Origin of the sequence: Ferruginibacter sp. SUN106, assembly GCF_050611765.1 — a bacterium.
GTDB lineage: Bacteria > Bacteroidota > Bacteroidia > Chitinophagales > Chitinophagaceae > Ferruginibacter.
Genome location: NZ_JBODJC010000003.1, coordinates 904,389 through 923,566 on the forward strand (window position 1 = coordinate 904,389; position 19,178 = coordinate 923,566).

General features: G+C 39.5%; 14 protein-coding genes. 5 read left to right on the forward strand and 9 right to left on the reverse strand.

All coding sequences use genetic code 11. From position 1 onward, the window contains the following. The first annotated feature begins 2 nt into the window (after positions 1–2). Genes ACQ334_RS15355 through ACQ334_RS15365 form a run of 3 tightly spaced genes read left to right on the forward strand, consistent with a single transcriptional unit; the run spans position 3 to position 5,276 of the window. On the forward strand, positions 3–1,886 hold the full coding sequence (locus ACQ334_RS15355) for a hypothetical protein (protein ID WP_430989123.1): 1,884 nt from the start codon (positions 3–5) through the stop codon (positions 1,884–1,886). A gap of 42 nt (positions 1,887–1,928) precedes the next feature. After that, complete coding sequence (locus ACQ334_RS15360) at positions 1,929–3,851, forward strand: hypothetical protein (protein ID WP_430989124.1); 1,923 nt, start codon at positions 1,929–1,931, stop codon at positions 3,849–3,851. Between the two features lie 18 nt (positions 3,852–3,869). Further along, positions 3,870–5,276, forward strand: coding sequence for a hypothetical protein (locus ACQ334_RS15365; protein ID WP_430989125.1), 1,407 nt, complete (start codon positions 3,870–3,872; stop codon positions 5,274–5,276). Positions 5,277–5,340: 64 nt separating this feature from the next. On the opposite strand, the gene ACQ334_RS15370 is transcribed toward ACQ334_RS15365, so the two are convergent. Continuing rightward, positions 5,341–6,201 carry a glycoside hydrolase family 16 protein gene (locus tag ACQ334_RS15370; RefSeq protein ID WP_430989126.1) on the reverse strand — a complete coding sequence of 287 codons (861 nt, stop codon included), beginning with the start codon at positions 6,199–6,201 and terminating at the stop codon, positions 5,341–5,343. Between the two features lie 218 nt (positions 6,202–6,419). Between ACQ334_RS15370 and ACQ334_RS15375 the strand changes: the two genes are divergently transcribed. Then, entirely contained in the window at positions 6,420–7,004 is a 585-nt protein-coding gene (locus ACQ334_RS15375; RefSeq protein WP_430989127.1) for a GNAT family N-acetyltransferase, read from the forward strand. On the opposite strand, the gene galA is transcribed toward ACQ334_RS15375, so the two are convergent. The 4 genes from galA to ACQ334_RS15395 form a co-directional block, all read right to left on the reverse strand. Then, positions 6,988–10,392 (reverse strand): beta-galactosidase GalA, encoded by a 3,405-nt coding sequence (galA, locus tag ACQ334_RS15380; RefSeq protein WP_430989128.1) that lies wholly within the window; start codon positions 10,390–10,392, stop codon positions 6,988–6,990. The two genes, ACQ334_RS15375 and galA, sit on opposite strands and share 17 nt — an antisense overlap. 47 nt (positions 10,393–10,439) lie before the next feature. Next, positions 10,440–11,471: a glycoside hydrolase family 53 protein gene (locus ACQ334_RS15385; RefSeq protein WP_430989129.1), complete on the reverse strand. Its 1,032-nt coding sequence runs from the start codon at positions 11,469–11,471 to the stop codon at positions 10,440–10,442. Between the two features lie 69 nt (positions 11,472–11,540). Beyond that, complete coding sequence (locus ACQ334_RS15390) at positions 11,541–12,875, reverse strand: glycoside hydrolase family 28 protein (RefSeq protein WP_430989130.1); 1,335 nt, start codon at positions 12,873–12,875, stop codon at positions 11,541–11,543. Between the two features lie 168 nt (positions 12,876–13,043). After that, positions 13,044–13,823 carry an SGNH/GDSL hydrolase family protein gene (locus ACQ334_RS15395; RefSeq protein ID WP_430989131.1) on the reverse strand — a complete coding sequence of 260 codons (780 nt, stop codon included), beginning with the start codon at positions 13,821–13,823 and terminating at the stop codon, positions 13,044–13,046. 268 nt (positions 13,824–14,091) lie between these two features. On the opposite strand from ACQ334_RS15395, the gene ACQ334_RS15400 reads away from it, so the two are divergent. Further along, on the forward strand, positions 14,092–14,394 hold the full coding sequence (locus tag ACQ334_RS15400; protein ID WP_430989132.1) for a hypothetical protein: 303 nt from the start codon (positions 14,092–14,094) through the stop codon (positions 14,392–14,394). Between the two features lie 79 nt (positions 14,395–14,473). Here ACQ334_RS15400 and ACQ334_RS15405 read toward each other — a convergent pair whose 3' ends face one another. The 4 genes from ACQ334_RS15405 to ACQ334_RS15420 form a co-directional block, all read right to left on the reverse strand. Continuing rightward, entirely contained in the window at positions 14,474–16,150 is a 1,677-nt protein-coding gene (locus ACQ334_RS15405; protein ID WP_430989133.1) for a hypothetical protein, read from the reverse strand. Positions 16,151–16,255: 105 nt separating this feature from the next. After that, complete coding sequence (locus ACQ334_RS15410; RefSeq protein WP_430989134.1) at positions 16,256–17,266, reverse strand: zinc-binding alcohol dehydrogenase family protein; 1,011 nt, start codon at positions 17,264–17,266, stop codon at positions 16,256–16,258. A gap of 44 nt (positions 17,267–17,310) precedes the next feature. Beyond that, a complete protein-coding gene (locus ACQ334_RS15415; protein ID WP_430989135.1) occupies positions 17,311–18,138 on the reverse strand; it encodes an amidohydrolase family protein in 828 nt (275 codons plus the stop codon). After that, positions 18,125–18,982, reverse strand: coding sequence for a fumarylacetoacetate hydrolase family protein (locus ACQ334_RS15420; RefSeq protein WP_430989136.1), 858 nt, complete (start codon positions 18,980–18,982; stop codon positions 18,125–18,127). Before ACQ334_RS15420 ends, ACQ334_RS15415 begins: the two co-directional genes overlap by 14 nt. Between the last annotated feature and the right edge of the window lie 196 nt (positions 18,983–19,178).

Below are 19,178 nucleotides of genomic sequence, written 5' to 3' on the forward strand. Positions count from 1 at the left end.
ATATGAGCGAATTAACGAACGACAATAGTATTGCAACCGAAAAAATAAAACCACCTATCATCAATTGCCATACGCATATTTTTACAGGTGATCATGTGGCGCCTTTGCTGGGCAGATCGATCATAGCATGGCCACTATACTACCTGGTTAATTTTAAGTGGGTCTTTTATTTTTTTAGAAAGTATTACAAGAAATCGGATACAGAGAGATTTGATGGGGCTGACAATTTAAAGGCCCGAAACAAACTTGAGCGGGAAAGAAAGTTTAAAAAAACTATTGTTGTATACATTTTATATAACATCGTTGGTATCTACCTCACGCTGCAATCGCTGGATATACTTTGCCACTGGATATTTTCTGTGCCTGAAAACCCGGGCTGGTTTATAAAGCTCTTGCAAAGTTTGCATGATTTTTTACACCGCATATTCCTTTTGTTAGACAGAAAAGAGTTATGGGTACAGGTTATCTTTCTTTCCCTGGTGGTGTTATTTTACAAGTCTGGTCGCAACCTCCTTTGGGCTTTTGCAAAAATGACCATTTCGGTACTGAAAAAAATACCTGGCAAAAAAACAAAAGAACTTTTTGAGCGGTACCTTACTATTGGGCGTTTTGCTTTTCATACAACACAAGGCAGTACATTAGGAGACCTGGAAGGGCAATATCCCGATACCACGGGTTTTGTAATTCTTCCCATGGACATGGAATTTATGGAAGCATGTAAACCAGCAAAAACCTATAGGGAGCAGATGCAGGAATTAGCTGAACTAAAAGCAAAAAAAGACAACATCTATCCTTTTGTTTTTGCAGACCCACGCAGAATTGAAAAAGAAGGCAAAGATTATTTTGATTATACTGTGGTAAATGGAAAAGTGGTACTTGAAAAATGTTTCATCAAAGATTATATTGAAGGGCATACTTTAAAAATAAAAACTAAAAAAGGTGAGGAACTTCGGTTGGTTAAATTCAGCGGATTTAAAATCTACCCTGCTTTGGGTTATTATCCTTTTCACCCCTTGCTGTTACCACTATGGAAATATGCTGAACAGGAAGGCCTGCCCATACTTACTCATTGTGTAAGAGGCCCGATGTACTATCGTGGCAATAAAAAACGGGATTGGGACTATCATCCTGTCTTCCAGGAATTAATACAACCTGTTTCACCTGGCGCTGTAGTAACAGCAGCTGACTTTACAAATCTGCTGTTGCCGCAAATAAAGAATGATGAGTTTACCGCCAACTTTACGCATCCTATGAATTTTCTCTGCTTACTTAAAAAGGAATTCTTTGTAAAAGCTGCAGAGATCGCTTATTCAGAAGCTGACGATATCACAAAGAAAAAACTGCAAGACCTTTTTGGATTTACACCTGCCGACGGTACCACTGCTGCTACTGTTACCTCATGTTTAGAAAACCTGAAAATATATTTGGGCCACTATGGTGGCGGAGATGAATGGTTTCGTTATTTTGAAAAAGACCGGTTCAATCACAGTGCTCAATTGGCAGCAAGGCCGGATTTTGGAATCGATTTTCTTTTCTTACTTAAAAACGGACAATCAACCACTAAACGCTCATTAGGTAAACCTGAACAACTCTGGAAATACACCGACTGGTATTCTATCATCAGCAGTATGATGCTGCAGCATAAAAATGTATATGCAGACATCAGTTATATCCTGCATGATGATGCGGCTATTTTACCGCTGCTTAAACAAACATTGCAAAATAAAAACCTGAGAGAAAAAGTGCTGTACGGAACCGATTTTTTTGTGGTGCGTAATCATAAAAGCGATAAGAATATGCTGGCAGATATGATGGGTGGATTAGAGGTTGATGACTTTGATCAGATAGCAAGAGTTAACCCAAGAAAATTTTTAAACCTTCCCTGATCGAAATAAAAACTCATTATCTAGTTACAATAATTTTTTTGTATGACAAAACCCCGCTACCGTTGCCTGAGAGGCTATACCATTGACCCGGGCTTTTCCACCCGGCTTGATACAATGATCATAAACGAATCTATTTATAAAATAAAATGGGAAGATCTGCAACCTGGCCCAATTGGCGAATACATTGAAGTGATTGACTTTGATCCGGTCAATTTTTGCTTTTACGATCCCGTGGTACTTGATTCAAAAGAAGTGCTGGCAATAAATGGCTTAAAACCCAGTGAAGGGGAAGCAAAATTTCATCAACAGTTTGTATACGCTATTATTATGCAAACCATTGAAAATTTTGAAAAGGCATTAGGCAGAAAAATCATCTGGCGTTCCAGTCTCAAATGGAAAAATGGAAAATCAGATGAAACACAAGAATATGTACACAAACTAAGGGTATACCCTCATGCAATGATGGATGCGAATGCATTTTACACTTCCGAAAAAGTAGCATTGCTTTTTGGCTATTTCCAGGCGGCAAATACGATTCAGGGTTCCAATTTTCCCGGAGGTGCTGTATTTACCTGTTTATCGCCGGATATTGTAGCACATGAAACTACGCATGCTATCCTTGATAGTATGCATCCAAGGTACATGGAAAATACCAACCCGGATGTGCCTGCTTTTCATGAAGCCTTTGCCGATATTGTTGCGTTGCTGCAGCGCTTTGGTAACACTCCTTTACTTGAACACCAGATACAACAGACCAGGGGGCGGCTGGATGAATATAGTGTAATGGGTGAATTGGCTACCCAATTTGGACAGGCATTGGAAACAGGCAGAGGCGCTTTGCGGAGTGCAATTGGAGGCTACGATAAAAAAACAGGCAAGTGGAAAAAGACAGATCCAAATCCTGCTGCCTATCAAAATACTTTTGAAGCTCATGACCGTGGGGCAATCCTGGTAGCTACTATTTTTGAAGCTTTTATGCGACTTTATAATTTCCGGGTACAGGATCTGTTGCGTATAGCAACACAGGGCTCGGGTATTTTGCCACAAGGGTCTATCCATCCTGACCTGGTAAAAAGACTTGCTGCTGAAGCATCTGATATTTCATTGCACCTGCTTTCCATCTGTATCAGGGCAATAGATTACTGTCCGCCTATTGATATAACGTTTGGGGATTACCTGCAGGCATTGATAACAGCAGACACCGATCTGAGTCCTGAGGACAATAATGGCTATAGGGTAGCACTGATAGATGCTTTCAGAGCATGGGGTATTTTTCCGGAAAGAAAAAAAACTTTATCAGAACGAAGTTTACTTTGGTCAGCTCCGGAATTTCAGGACAGGAAGGATAAAGCGACTAACCTGATGATCGAATTTATAAAAGAAGATGTACGTAAAATAAGCCGTCTCACAGATCGTCAAGAGATAGCTGTAGAATATAAAGAATTGCAACGAAGACTTCATCAATTACTGGTTAGCCCTGTTGTTGCAGCACGAAAGCAATGGGCTGCCAGCAAGCTAACTAAAAAAGATTGGGATTTATTTTTAAACAAAATAGGAATTGAAAAAAACAGTAAGCCCTACAGCATAATTTATAATGGCGAAAAACTTGAATTTGCTGCAAGCCCTAAGATAGAAGTGCATAATGTAAAACATGCATTTCGCCTGGGTAGAGAAAACAGGCAACTGGAACAGGTGATCATCAGCCTTACACAAACACACCGGGTTGAAAATGGTGAATACAAAGGTTTTAAATTCAGGAGTGGCTGTACTATGGTAGTAAACTTATTGAATAATGAAATGAATGTTGAATATATCATCCGGAAAAGATTTGATAAAGATAAAAGACTGCTGAGGCAGGCCGACTACCAGCTAGGTATAGGTGCCAGTACCACGATGCCCATATCGAGTTATGATGATCCCCGGGATAGTTTTACATTGAATTTCCAAAACCTTCACCTCCACTAACATTAAAAAGAATACAAAATGGCAATATCTGTAAATATTAAAATGTACCGCATCGGCGAACTGGGCGATTGTTTTCTGCTGCGTTTTAAAAACGACAATGAAATAACGCATGTATTGATCGACTGTGGCTCTTACTGGAATAATAATAGTTCGATAGCACGATTGAAAGAAATTGCAGCAGATATCAAAAAACAGGTAGAAGGTCATAAACTAGATATCATTGTTGGCACCCACCAGCATAATGATCACTTATCGGGGTTTATACATGCAAACAGTATTTTTAAATCTATAAAACCAGAACAAATCTGGCTCTCCTGGTTAGATGATCCCAGTCCCGATAATAAGAAAGGTAGAAAAATAGGTGAGGATTACAATAATTATCTAAACAGCTTACGACATATCAGTAAGGAGCTGACTAAAAGCTTTTATAATGATGTTGATGATAAAATAAAACAACGTGTAAAGAGCATGCTCGGTTTTTATGGCGTTAGCAATAATGACAGGGTAAACGCAAAAACTAATAAGCTTCCTGCTGAGTTGCCGGCTCTTGCCAGGGAGGCCTTGCAGCAAATGGGGAAAAAAGATCCGCAATATCTTTCACCAGGTGATGTGTTTAACCTGCCTGGTATTTCAAATGGTGCTATAAAAGTATATGTACTTGGCCCACCTAAAGAAGAAGAATTCCTGTATAAAAAAGAGCCCAGGAAAGATGAAACTTTTGACCACAAACTAGGAGTTAATAGTGCAAACGCAGATAAACTGCTAATGGCCATGAAAAAAATAACTGGTAGCGAACATGAAGAAAATGATGAAGACCCGTTTCCATTTGACGAACTTTATGACCCACCGGCAAATTTTGATAAATATAAAATAGTAGAAACTGCTTACAACAAAGACGAATGGCGGCAAATACAGACAGACTGGATCAACCAGGCAGAACAACTGGCTTTGTGGCTGGATGGCTTTACCAATAACAGCAGTCTTGTGCTGGCATTTGAAATAGTAAAGACCAAGAAAGTTTTATTGTTTGCTGCAGATGCGCAGGCTGGCAACTGGCGTTCCTGGAAAGAAATAAAATGGAAAAAAATGCCACCGGATTTTAACTGGCTTACTTTGATGAAGAATACGGTGTTATATAAAACGGGCCATCATGGAAGCCATAACTCCACCCTGGCTGAAGCCCTGAATAATATGACCCATAAGGAACTGGTGGTAATGATACCCGTAGAAAAATCAGACCCGATGGTGAACTTTGGAAAGGGATGGCAAATGCCTGCAGTAAACCTTTACAGCGAATTAAAAAAAAGGAGCCAGAACAGGATCATCCGCATGGATGAGGGGATTGCAAAAGCTGCTGAATGGGATAAGCTGCCCAATAAACCTTCTATAAATGACCTGTATTGTGAGTACGAAGTTAAAGAGTGATGAAAACGATAACGGGTTAACAAAGTAATATTTTTCTCATCGAAAAATTCTACCTGGCTGAGGTTTAATTCTTCTTATATACTCTAACGTAATCCACTTCAAATTTTTGAGGGAAAGAAGTTTGCGATGGGTCTCCGCCATTAATGCCACCCATTGCTAAATTCAGCAGCATATAGTGTGGTTGTTTAAACGGATTAAAATTGCTGCCATCTTTATTTACCAACAGATCCAGGTTAGTTTTATTCAGCAATTGATCATCACAATACAAAGCAATATATTCTTCTGTCCAATCCATTCGCCATATATGAAATTGGTTAGCCCATGCAGCGCCACCCAATGAATCAGTTTTAAAAGTATTGCTGTACCATTGGGCTTTACCATTATTACCCAGGCAAGCGATGTTGGCTAATAATTTACCGCGATAATATTCCATAATATCAATCTCCCCGTTACCAGGCCAGCCTTTATCTACGCCCAACGTCCACCATGCAGGCCACATACCTTTGCTGATATCTACTCTTGCACGCAATTCAAAGCGGCCGTATTGCCATTGTTGTTTACCCCTGGTTAAAATACAGGAAGAAGTGTAGTCGATGTTTTGTCTTTTCTTTCTCCAGTCATTAGTGCCTTCTGCATAACGTGGATTAGGTTTCTGCTCCTTCTTTGCTTCAATCACCAAAAAACCATTGCTGCAATTTGCATTTTCAGGCTGATACCATTGCAATTCTTCATTGCGAACAAAACCATTTTCATAATTCCAGTTGCTGGTATCAGGCCTGCCGTTTTTATTAAACTCATCTGCCCACACTAATGTATAGCCATCTTTACCGGAAGCTGCTTTATTAGTTACTGCAAGATGATGATTACAGGAACTGATGGCGCAGGCTGATAAAATTATTATTAAAATGCTATACCGTAATTGCATTATTATTTATCCGGAGGTTTATTGGTGTAAGTATCTTTTTTATGAACGAGATGATGCCCGGCAACTAAATTAAGCAACAATATGCATAGTTGAAAAAAGGAATTAAACGCCTCAGAAGGCATCTTTTATGTTTTAACTAAAGAGCCTGTTGAATTACCATAGAAATAAAATTATAAAAAATAGAATTGCGAAACCTTAATTTAGCAGCTTAAAAATTTATGACCAGTAAAACAATGCAAACATTAAACATAACAACAGAACGCCTCATCATAAGAAATCTGAAACCGGCTGACCTTAATGATTTTCATATCTACCGTTCCAACCCGGAAGTAACAAAATACCAGGGTTTTGACGTAATGACTATTGAACAAGCCAGCCAATTTATAGAGGAACAAAAAGACAAACAGTTTGGAAACGCAGGGGAATGGGTGCAATATGCTATTGAAAATAAAGAAACAAAAAAGCTGGTGGGTGATTGTGCTATCAAGCTGGATGAACACAACACTGATATTGCTGAGATTGGAATTACTATTTCGCACCTGAGCCAGAAAAATGGTTATGCCAGGGAAGTACTGTCAGGCATTTTGGATTTTTTATTTAATGAAATTAATATTCACAGGGTTGTAGAAACTGTGGATGCTGAAAATACCGCTTCTATAAACTTATTGAAAAGTGTTGGCTTTAGAGAAGAAGGACATTTTATTGAAAATATTTTTTTTAAAGGTAGTTGGGGTAGCGAATTTCAATACGCCATGTTAAAACGGGAATGGGACAGTAAACATGCCGCTACTGATTCAAAATAAATTCCTTGCTTAGTTCATCATATACCGCCAGGTAACTATTAGACTTACCGTCAGCATCAAATATTTTTTCCCAGGTACTTAGTGGTTCCCATATGCAAGTGCCTTTTCCTTTTCCGTTGGGCAATTCAAAAGCAATCTTGTTCACTTCTTTTTTAAGTGCAGAATATTCTACCACAATAATATCTTTATTATACCGGCGCACCAAGTCGTTTAAATTATCACGCAAGTCATCTACTGAGCCATGCCATTTGGGATAATACGATTCGCCTATTACATCAAATAACACTCCCCTTGCAATCATATTGTCCATAAAATTTACAGATTCGTAATTCTGTCCACCTAAAGCCACATGCAACATGATCACAACATTTACATCAACAGATTTTACTGCTGCAATACCGGCACTGATCAATTGTGCAGTACCATCAATATTGGCCACATTACCATCGGGCCATACAATGCCATGATTGATCTCGTTACCTACCTGTACCATGTCGGGTGTTGTGCCCTGTGCCTTTAATTCTTCCATTACTTTTTTAGTATAATCAAAAAGCGCTTTTTTCAATTCGGAAAATGACAGCTCTTTCCATGCAGCAGGTTTGTATTGTTTACCAGGATCGGCCCAGTAATCGCTGTAATGAAAGTCCAGCAAAAATTTCATGCCGGCTGCTTTTATTCGCTTCGCCATTTGTTTGGTATGTTCCAGGTCGCAAAATCCTTTTTTTGGAGAATAGCCACTATCATTTGCAGGATCATTAAAAATGCGAAGGCGTACATAATTAAAACCATGTTCTTTTATAATTTGTATCGCATCTTTTTCCACACCCTTGTCAGAAAATTTTATTCCCCTTGCTTCCAGTTGTGGCAAAAAAGAAATATCAGCACCTAACATTTTGCCAGTTGTTCTTGGCTTAGCTGCTTCTCCTTTCAATTCGTAAGTTTTATCAATATTTACAGCCTCATTTTTTTCAGGAGCTACAGAAATAATATCAGTTGAGCCAGTATATAAACCCGTTGCTTTGGCTTCAAATTTTATCACATCTGATTTTGTACCTGACTGAACAATCACCTGGCATTTACCATTGAACAATGTTCTTTGCCATGCGCCATCCACACATTTATCGGGTTCGTGGCTGCTGGGATCACCATTGCCCACGCCAATAATCCTGGCATCGCCTTTTAAATAAAATTTAATAAGATTATCTGCATCAGGCACTTCACGGCCTTCCTTATCTACTACACTTATGTTTATAATTGTTGCATCTTTACCATCGGCAAGCACGGTTGTTTTGTACGGTGTAACCACCACTTCAGTTGGCTGCCCGGTAGTTTCCACCTGTGCGGTAAGTTTTTTCCCTTTTTTATATGCAACGGCTTCTAACTTGCCCGGTTCGTAATTCACCGTCCACATTAAATGGCTGTTGCGTGGCATATCTTTTTTTCCTAAACTTTTTCCATTTAAAAACAATTCCACATTATCTGCATTACTGTTTACCCAAACATCAATGGGTTGGCCACGCTTATCACGCCAGTTCCAATGCGGAGATATGTGCAACACATCTTTATCTGTCCACCAGCTTTGATAATAGTAATAAATATTTTTTGGAAAGCCGCACATATCCATAATACCAAAATGCGAATTGATATTAGGCCATTTATACGGGGTTGGTTCACCACGGTAATCAAAACCCGTCCATACAAAACCACCGAGCCAGTAATCGTTGGGTGCTGCCAGTTTCCACCATGTTTCTGCAGTACTTGCCCACCATGGGGCAGTAATATCCTGGTCAGGTAAATAAGCTCTTATACTATCTTTTTCCAGGATGCCCCTTGTGGTAACTGTACTTCCCATTTCGGTTCCCAATATGGGCTGACCGGGATGATCTTTATGATAATCTTCCACTGCAAACTGGCGGTAATTAAAACCACGTACCGGGATAACTTCATTAACACCACGAAAAACATTTGCCACATCAGCTGCGTATGTACATGTACGTGATGGATCTAATAATCTTTGTTTTGCAATTAATGTTTGTGCAATTCTCTTACCATTAGTTTGCGTATGAATCCATCCTTCTTCGTTGCCGATGCTCCAGATAAAAACAGAAGCCCGGCTCCTGTCTCTTTTTATCAATTTCTCAAATTGATTCATATACTCCGTACCACTGTTAAGCAACCTGTTCTCATCCAGTACCAACATGCCTAAGCTATCACATGCGTCTAATAATTCAGGCGTTGGCGCATTATGACTGGTGCGGTAGGCATTAACGCCCATGTTCTTTAATAAATTAATCCTGTAATAATGAAGGTAATCAGGTTGTGCACTGCCTACTCCTGCATGGTCCTGGTGGTTATTGGTGCCCTGTATCTTTACATGATTACCGTTCAGGAAAACGCCATTGGGCTTTATTTCGATAGTACGTATACCAAACTTTATTTTTTTTGTATCGATGATATTTCCGTTTTGTTTTACTTCCACTACAACCCTGTACAGGTAAGGATTATCCAGCGACCATAAAGTTGGTGCATTGATGGCAATAGTTTGCTTCGCCAGTTTTTCCTCGCTGGTAGCTGCGGTAATGGTTTGCTCTTTTGCGGTGCCTACTTTTTTCCCGGCCCTGTCGGTTAAATAAGTATTGATGGAATATTGACTTGTTGCTTCCGTTTCGTTAGCCACCGTGGTTTCAACAGTTACAGTGGCTTTATTATTGGCAACAGTGGAGTAAGCAAAAATGCCATCCGATACAATATGTGTATTGGAATATTTATTCAGCCACACATGCCTGTAGATACCTGCGCCTTCGTAAAACCAGCCTTCATATTGAGTAGCATCCACTCTTACAGCAATTACGTTTTCTTTGTCATAGTTAATAAAGTCTGTTATATCGTAATTCACTCCCAGGTAACCACTTTTATTATTGCCCAGGTAAAAACCGTTGACCCAGATATTGGCATCACGGAAAATACCATCAAACTGCAATTGAAAGCGCTGACCCGAATCTGATTTGGCAACCATAAAATGTTTGCGGTACCAGCCAATGCTTGTTGCCGGAAACAGGCCGCCCACAGGTTTATAACCGTGTGATTCCAGGTCAAAATTATCGATATAAGAAAAAGGCAGTTCCACAGCCCAGTCATGCGGCAGATCAAGTGTTCGCCATGCACTGTCTTTAAAACGAAGTTCAATTGCTGTACCCGGTGCAGCACCCGATTTTGAAAAAATGGTACGTAAGCCGTAGTTAAAATCTTTTTCGGGATTAGCTGCATTACCAAATGCAAATTTCCAATCGTTATCAAAACTGATATGCTGCCTTTGCTGTGCTGCAGCTGACAATATGGTGCATAGAAATGTGATTGCTGCGATAAGATATTGTTTTACTTTTTGCATAGTACCATTGATTATTTCTATTATCAATCAGATTTATTCAGCTTTCTTTATTTAAATGCGTCCATAGCAGCAGTCGGCTTTCCTGAGTTATCAAAAGCGCCAAGCGTATATCCCTGCCAGTTATTATAAGCTTCCGGTTCCCAATATAAAACACCTAATCCCATATTGCCGGACACAGATGCTGTTTTAGCTATGATATCTGTTAAAAAAGAATTACAAACCGATGCATTGTCCCAGCTCATGCCCACTTCCACCACCATTACTTCCTTACCATAACGGGTTACCATATCATTCATATTGGTAAGGCATTGTGTATTATATGATGCCCAGTTAGATGCAGTTGGATATAAAGACATGCCGATAACATCATACTTTGCGCCATTGGCTTTTAACCCGTCAAACATCCACCTGAATAAACTATTATCATACCCGTTTGAAATATGTACAATTACTTTTGCGGTTGCAAAAACAGATTTTACTGCATCATATCCTGCATTAACCAATTGTGTAAAATTGCTCATGCTTACGGATGCTTTTCCTTCCGGCCACAACATGCCATCATTAGTTTCGTTACCCACCTGTACCCATTCGGGTGTTACACCATTGTTCTTTAATTGTGTAAGCACATCAACAGTGTGACTGGCTACGGAAGTTTTAAGAGTAGCTAAATCCTGTGTTGCCCATGCCGTTGGTTTGGTTTGTTTACCGGGATCAGCCCAGGAATCGCTGTAATGAAAATCGATCATGATACGCAGCCCTGCATTTTTTGCACGTACAGCTTTTGCTACCACATCTGCTGCGTTATTATATGCCGGAGATGGGTTTACCCACACACGCAGGCGAACGGTATTCATCCCAAGAGATTTCATTAAAGCAAAGCATTCCTGTTGTGTGCCCGTTGCATTATAAAACTTAACACCGGCTGCTTCCATTTGTGTAACCCAACTGATATCAGCTCCTTTTACAAACCCGGAAGGTAAAGGTGTTGGCGGATTAGTGCCACCGCCATTATTATCACTCTTTTTTTTACAAGACAATCCTGCAAAAAATATAAGCGCTAAAACAAAAAATTTTTTCATTGTAATTATTTATTGGATAGTGTACGTATAATTTCCAGCTATATCAAGATACATTTTATGTTTGCACCATTACATTTTTACCGGCACCGGTGTTGCCGCCGGTGTGGCCATTGGTACTCCATTAACGATTACATTCTCAAATTTCAATCCTTTCATTTCACTTAATTCCAATGTGGCACTTTTAAGTTGTACATCAACGTTCTTTAAAATAATTTCTCCAAACTCTGTATCAGGGTTACCCTGAATTTTTCCAAGCGAACTATTACCTGTTCCTTTTACATTGGTGATCGTTATATTTCGCACTACAGATTTAGGAGGTAATTGCCCCTTAAGATCAAAGTACTGCGACCATGGAGCAATATTAAATATTACACCGCCATTTTCCATAGTAATATCTTTTAAACTGATGTTTTCATATTGCTGAGGTGTATCCGGCCTTAGTTTTAAACGCAGCACAGTAGGCTTACGTGTAATGCAACGTTCTACATTCACATCACGTACAATAGTGGCTTCGCTGCCGCAGGTAACAATACCGCCACCAGCTTCAAAAACGCAATCGAGAATATGAATGCGTTCTACCGGCGGACTATCTTTATCCTGCATGGCGAAAGGGCCTTTTGTTCCCTTCAATGCAATACAATCATCTCCAACGGAAAAGAAACATTTACTGATAGTAATATCCTGGCAACAATCCACATCAATACCATCGGAGCTGGGCGCATTGTTTGGTTTGGTGCCACTCAATGCAGTAAAGCGGCAATTCTCTACCGTAAGATCCTGGCACTTGTACAAATGCAGGTTCCAGAAACCGGAGTTTTTATAATTAATGCCACTTATTTTTACATCCGTTGAATTTTGCAGCAGAGTAAGCCGTGGACGAGGAACACCCAGGTTGGTTGTTTTTTTATCAATATCACGTTTATCGTAAAATTCTTTCCAGAAAGGCTGGCCGCTTCCATCCAATGTACCTGTACCGGTTATACGAAGATGATCAACTTTATCACCATTTAAAAGTGCAGCCGGCCATTCTTCAAAATGGCCTTCAATACGGGTCATCAATTTGGGATAGTCATTGATATCAGTAGAGCCTTTCAGCACTCCTCCTTCCTGAATTTCCAGGTTAACCCCGGGTTTCAAAAAAATAGAGCCGCTTAAAAATTCTCCTTTAGGAATTACAACAGTACCACCTTTTTTAGCACACTCATCAATTACTGCCTGTATGGCTTTTGTATTAAGGGTATTGCCACCGGCAACAGCACCATAAGCTGAAATATCATAGCGCTTATCTTTTATAACAGGCGTTTTTTTTGTTGTTGATGTACTTGATTTTTCTCCCGTACAATCAACTGAAGCAACAATAAAAAAAGACAGGAAGCATATCGAAATGGCGAAATTATTTTTCATATAGAACATGTAATGTGATCTGAAATAGCAGGTTTATATTTAAAGATGAGATAACACAATCGTAATTATAAGGTTCGCAAACGCTGAACAAAACTAAGCCTATTTAAAATACCATTTACTGGGGGCAGGACAGTAAATAACTGTTGCTTTTTAAGGTTGCCAACCTTTTTAAAAATGTAGCTTCCTTAAAAAATGTAATGCTGCACCCACCTGCCGTATCCATTCTCTTGTTATCAGCTCGTGGCCGGAGTAAGTGGGATGAATACCGTCCCATATCCAGTAATCGGCTGCAGCACGGCTAACAGCAGCATTAAATATTTTTTGCAGTGGCACAAAAACAGTTTTGTATTCTTTTGCAAGCCGGGCAACTACTATTTGTCTTTTTTGCATATCCTCATTCCAGGCTGTCCAGTTATCCTTTACCCTTCCTACAGGCATTATAAAAGGTTCGCAGAGCACCAATATACAACCGGGCAGTTGTGTACGGGTTTGATCCAGCAATGAACGATACACTTCTTCATATTTTTCTACCGTAACAATATTCTGTTGCTTTACTACAGAGTCGGTATCATTAACACCAATAAGAATGCTGAGCACATCTGGTTTAAGATCGAGCGTATCAGTTTGCCAGCGTTGTTGCAGATCGGTAATTTTATTGCCGCTGATACCCCTGTTGTAAAATTGATTCGCCTGCTCCGGAAAACTTGCTCCTGTCCTGCTTGCAATGCTGAATGCATAACCGTGGCCAAGGATATGATTAGGGTCTTTATTTCTGCCACGGTTGCCATCAGTGATGGAATCTCCCTGGAATAAAAAATTCAGCTGATCTTTTTTAGCTGCTTTTTCAAGATTTGCATCAGCGAGAGCCTGCATAGCAGTAAAACCAGTTGAAGCAATACCTGCTAAAGCAGTCTTTTTAATAAAGTCTCTTCTTGAATTTTGCTGCATGTTGATTGAATTATAGTATGCCGTAAAGCCAACTTTTTTTTAACAGCACCCTTGTACCGGCATTTAATTTACAGCAATATACAATGCAAAATTATACTATACACCGCTTGTTGTTGTAAAACTCACCAAAGCTCAAAACATGGCTCCACAGCGGCCAGAGCAGTACAGGCTGCATGGTTAAAACGGCCAGTGCTGCCTCAAATGCAGTTGTGTGTACATGTGAATAAGTTCATTTTAAATAATATAAAGATTAATTTATTATTGTACAATGAGAGAAGCCCTAAAACATGTTTTCAGCCAGCAAATTACCCTGGAAGATAATAGCCAGTTCTATTATACTGTAAAGCCGTACGAGCTTACTAATGCATTGGGCAATGTAATTGCTGTTTTACAGGAATACACTTTTACAAAGAAAGAAGAACATGATCCACTCACCTGCAGGTTGTATAAAACCAAAGAAGGCAACTGGTACGATATTGAAGAAGCAAAAATTCTTGCAGAAAAAAGTGTATTGAGAATGTTGAAATCTGCTATTGATATGAAAGAAGGTAATGTAATTGAGAATCGTTAATTGTTTTTTGTTTGCTTATCTCTTTTTACAATACCCCGATTACTGGTTTTTTAATTGTGCTGTAATCATTCCATTTTTATTAACCCCAATCAAAGGTTTCTGTTTTTCCATTCAGCTTCCATTTATTTGGAAATGCATTTTCCAACCAGTCTAATGGTTCACCCACGGGTAAAGTTTGCGATGCCAGTTTGAAACAATTTTTAATAACTTCTTTTTGAATTGCACCGGTTGCATCCGGTTGTGCAGAAATAAATAATGGTGTACCGCTCTTCGCCACTAATTCCATCCACTGTTTATTCTTTTCCCAGGGCACTTTTGTAGTCAGGCCTACACAATCGCCATCAGCGGCATAAAATATACCTTGTTGAATGCCCCGGAATGCCAGGGTATTCACGCCCATTTTTTTTGTTCTTGCCCATTCATTACCCGATGTATCATCTCCTACCCGATTTAATTCAAATAACCCTGCAGACAAATGACTGAATGTATTGCAGCCTATAATGTACATCTTACCGGCTGCTTCACGAATTGTTTTATACAATTGCAATACAATTTCTGCATTGGTTTTAGAAGTATCATTCATACTCCAGTTGCCGGTAGTAATAGCGCCATTTTTCAACATTTCAAAACCCCACCGGCCAAAAAGATCAAATGAAGTATAATCGAATTTCACTAATTCATATCCCCATTCATGGTATAACTTAAAATCATTTTTTACTCTTTCCAGGTTTTCAGGAATAGAAGGGTCTAATACAGGATTATTTTCTTCTCTTCCTTTTATCAACGGCAACATCAATGATTTGGCATCTTTGTAACTACCACACAAAGGCCTCGTCCACAGGCCTGCCCGCATGCCAATTGTTTTTATTTTTTGCGCCAGTTTTCCCATGTCGGGGAAATGATCATCCGGTGTGTTCATATTATCACCCCAGCAACAATCATCAGGATTGGATGGCGGCCCCTTGAACCAACCTGAATCAATTACTGAAAAGGGCCGGTTGCTTAAGCCATCTGCTAATGGTGCCATCAATTCTGTATGTTCAATAATTAATTTTTCAGAATTATTGCCATAGGTGAAATACCAGTCGTTAATACCATATACCGGTTGTTCAGGCATTCTTACTTTTGCACAAAGCAGTTTCATAAAACGCCTTGCCATTTGAAAAGCCGTTTCACCTGCATTATTTTTAAGTGTAACAATTTCTGCAGCCAGTAATTTCCTGTTGCCTAATTGTACACCGTTGCCGCCTGAACGGGTATCTAATACCAGGTTTAAAGTATCATTGGTAATTTGCCAGGAACAAAAAGATGCTGTACCTGTTTTTACACCAAAGCCGTTGGTATTTTTTTCATTATGTTCTAAAAAATACCATGGCAATATTTCTGTGGCCATTGGCGAATGCCAGGATGCATCGCCATAAGTTCTTTCCCAATGATCGTTTAAAATTTTAGAAGAAGGTGTAACCGGGGTTTTCCATTGTAATGTAACAGCACTTAATTGTACACCAGGTGCTTCAATACTAATTGCAATACTATTGCCCGTGCTTTTTAAACTAACTACAAGGTTGTGATAAGTCCATTGTTGTTTTCCTTTTCCGGTAAGCGTAACTGTTGCCCCATTTACAATTGCAATTACTGCATCAGGGAAATTGATCAGTGGTGCTTGTGGTTCACCACGCAATGCAAGTAAAGGATCACTGATGAGTATGGCGGCTAATGATAAGCCGGAAGTGTGTAGAAAATGACGTCGGTTCATAATGGCAGTTAACAATCTTTCAGTAATACTGAAAGATAATTTACATTATTGAAAATACAATGACCTTACGACAAACAAAAGCCTCAATGACTGAGGCTTTTTAAATTATATTTCCACCATTGCTTTTATAACGCCGGTTGCCGGATGAAGCCAGCTTTCAAAATTATTTTTTACTTCTTCAAATTGTACCCGGTGTGTAATATAAGTAGCAGGATTTACCAACCCGTTTTTCATAGATGCTACCACGTGTTCAAAATCGGCACGGGTGGCATTACGGCTGCTCATTAATGTACTTTCTCTTTTATGAAATTCAGGATGATTAAAACTGATATCGCCTTTTTGTAAACCGATCAATACATACCTTCCACCATGGCCTAAATATTGAAACGCATTGTTGATGGCTTTTAAACTTCCTGTTGCATCAATCACCACGGTAGGCATATCACCATTAGTGATCAATTTTAATTTTTCCAAAGCATCTTCTGATGCAGGATTGATGGTGAAACCGACTTTTAATTTTTCTTTGCAAAAAGAAAGCCGGTTATCATTAATATCCATGGCAATTACTTTGCCTCCTGCAATTCCTGCAAACTCCATGGTTCCTAAACCAATTGGCCCTGCACCAATCACCAATACAAATTCTCCTGCTGCTACTCCTGCCCTTCGTACGCCATGTGCGCCAATAGCCAATGGCTCCACCAATGCCAGTTCATCAAAACTCAGTCCTTCGCCATGTACTAAAGCATAGGATGGCACGGTTAAATATTCCCTCATGCCACCATCAATATGTACACCGCAAACTTTTATACTGGCGCAGCAATTAGGTTTTCCCATCCTGCAGGCAATACATTCGCCGCAATAAAAATAAGGAATGAAAGTGACCGCTTCTCCCACAGTAAAACCTTCAGCATCGGTCGTTGCAATTTCGGCTGCTAACTCATGCCCCAATATTCTCGGGTAACTGAAGAACGGTTGTGTACCTTCAAAAGCATGCAGGTCGGTACCGCAAATACCAATACGTTTTATTTTAAGCAATGTTTCGCCTGCACCTGCAACAGGCGCTGTGGTATCTGCATAATCAAACTGGTGCGGTGTAGTGCAAATAAGTGTTTTCATTTTTTATTTTTTGTTACTGCATTTTACATGGTCAGACAAGGGCGTCAGACCATGTAAAATGCAGCAGCGTTATTACCAAAGAAATCTTCCTGTTCATTTACAGTAAAAGAAGCAAAATATTCCTCTACAATATTCAACATTTTTTTATAGGATGCTGCTACCAAACAAACCGGCCAGTCGCTGCCATACATAATTCGTTTTGTACCGAAAGCTTCCACCACCACATCAAGGTAAGGTGTAAATTGTTCTTTTTTCCAATGCAGGTAATTGGCTTCGGTAACCATACCACTTATTTTACAATACACATTGGGGTATTCTGCCATTTTTCTCATGGCTTGTTTCCATTCACCGATCAAACCTGATTTAATATATGGTTTGGCAATATGATCGATCACAAATTTTTGTTCTGGAAATTGTTGTACCAATGTTATCGCCGCAGGCAAATGTTTGGGAAAGATGAGTATGTCGTAAGTAAAATCAAATTCTTTTAATGCTGCAATACCCCGTATAAAATTTTGCTGCAACATAAACTCCGGTGCTTCGCCCTGCAGCACATGGCGAAAACCTTTTATGCCTGCAAACTGTTTGTAGTAAGCTAAACGTTCTTTAATATTTTCTGCACGCAGGTCTACCCATCCTACAACGCCTTTAATAAAATTATTTTCTTTTTGCAAGCGCAGCAGAAAATCAGTTTCTGCTTCTGTCTGATCTGCCTGCACAGCAATGCAACCATCAAAATTATTTTTTTGCAGAACAGGTGCCAGGTGTGCAGGTAAAAAATCTTTTCGTATCACTGCCATAGCATCATCAATCCAATCATGCTTCACTGGTTCATATTGCCAGAAGTGCTGATGACTATCAATTCTTAGCATATGCCACACAAGTTTGTTTACTTGTTCCTAAACCATCAATACCCAGTTCCACCACATCGCCAGCTTTTAAATACACAGGCGGATTAAAACCCAAACCAACACCAGCAGGCGTACCGGTTGAAATTATATCGCCTGGTAATAAAGTCATGAACCGGCTGATATAAGAAACTAAAAAAGGAATATTAAAAATAAGGTCATCGGTATTACTATCCTGCATTATTGTATCGTTCACCTTCAACCACAAACGTAAATTATGCGGATCGGTAATTTCATCTTTGGTTACCAGCCAGGGGCCAATAGGGGCAAATGTATCGCAACCTTTTCCTTTATCCCAGGTGCCGCCACGTTCCAGTTGAAATTCTCTTTCGCTCACATCATTATGTAAAGCATAACCTGCCACATAATCCATCGCTTCATGCTCTTCTACATAACTGGCCTTTTTTTCTATTACAAAAGCCAGCTCCACTTCCCAATCTGTTTTTACGGAATTCTTTGGAATGGTGATCGTATCATCCGGACCGTTTAAAGAAGTGGTGGATTTAAAAAAGATGATCGGTTCTTTAGGTATCGGCGCATTGGTTTCTTTAGCATGTTTGGCATAGTTTAATCCAATACAAACAATTTTTGAAGGCCTTGCTACCGGGCTGCCCAATCTTTCTCCATCCGGCACTTTGCGCAGCATGTCTTTATGTTGATGCAGCATCCATGCTAAGTGCGGCAATCCGCCATTGGCAAAAAAACTTTCATCGTAATCTTTAATAAAACCACTCACATCATAATTCACTCCATCAATATGTACCCCGGGTTTTTCTTTTCCCATTTCTCCAAACCTGATTAATTTCATTTTTTTTATTTTTTACGGGTGAGTCACCCCTTCAAGGGTGGCTCACCCAGTTCATGATCATTTACTATTTGTAGTGCTGATACATCCTCTGTTGTGTAACCGCTTTATACTTTGCCGGGTGAGTCACTCTTTAAGGAGTAACCCACCCAGTTGTCAATCATTTAGTATTTTGTAGTGCAGGTACGCCTCAACAAAA

Bases quoted from the DNA above. Each gene is read 5' to 3' on its own strand.
- ACQ334_RS15420 (WP_430989136.1), bottom strand. From the start codon at position 18,982: ATGAAATTAATCAGGTTTGGAGAAATGGGAAAAGAAAAACCCGGGGTA.
- ACQ334_RS15400 (WP_430989132.1), top strand. From the start codon at position 14,092: ATGAGAGAAGCCCTAAAACATGTTTTCAGCCAGCAAATTACCCTGGAA.
- ACQ334_RS15390 (WP_430989130.1), bottom strand. From the start codon at position 12,875: ATGAAAAATAATTTCGCCATTTCGATATGCTTCCTGTCTTTTTTTATT.
- ACQ334_RS15360 (WP_430989124.1), top strand. From the start codon at position 1,929: ATGACAAAACCCCGCTACCGTTGCCTGAGAGGCTATACCATTGACCCG.
- ACQ334_RS15375 (WP_430989127.1), top strand. From the start codon at position 6,420: ATGACCAGTAAAACAATGCAAACATTAAACATAACAACAGAACGCCTC.
- ACQ334_RS15415 (WP_430989135.1), bottom strand. From the start codon at position 18,138: ATGCTAAGAATTGATAGTCATCAGCACTTCTGGCAATATGAACCAGTG.
- ACQ334_RS15385 (WP_430989129.1), bottom strand. From the start codon at position 11,471: ATGAAAAAATTTTTTGTTTTAGCGCTTATATTTTTTGCAGGATTGTCT.
- ACQ334_RS15355 (WP_430989123.1), top strand. From the start codon at position 3: ATGAGCGAATTAACGAACGACAATAGTATTGCAACCGAAAAAATAAAA.
- ACQ334_RS15410 (WP_430989134.1), bottom strand. From the start codon at position 17,266: ATGAAAACACTTATTTGCACTACACCGCACCAGTTTGATTATGCAGAT.
- ACQ334_RS15370 (WP_430989126.1), bottom strand. From the start codon at position 6,201: ATGCAATTACGGTATAGCATTTTAATAATAATTTTATCAGCCTGCGCC.
- ACQ334_RS15395 (WP_430989131.1), bottom strand. From the start codon at position 13,823: ATGCAGCAAAATTCAAGAAGAGACTTTATTAAAAAGACTGCTTTAGCA.
- ACQ334_RS15405 (WP_430989133.1), bottom strand. From the start codon at position 16,150: ATGAACCGACGTCATTTTCTACACACTTCCGGCTTATCATTAGCCGCC.
- galA (WP_430989128.1), bottom strand. From the start codon at position 10,392: ATGCAAAAAGTAAAACAATATCTTATCGCAGCAATCACATTTCTATGC.
- ACQ334_RS15365 (WP_430989125.1), top strand. From the start codon at position 3,870: ATGGCAATATCTGTAAATATTAAAATGTACCGCATCGGCGAACTGGGC.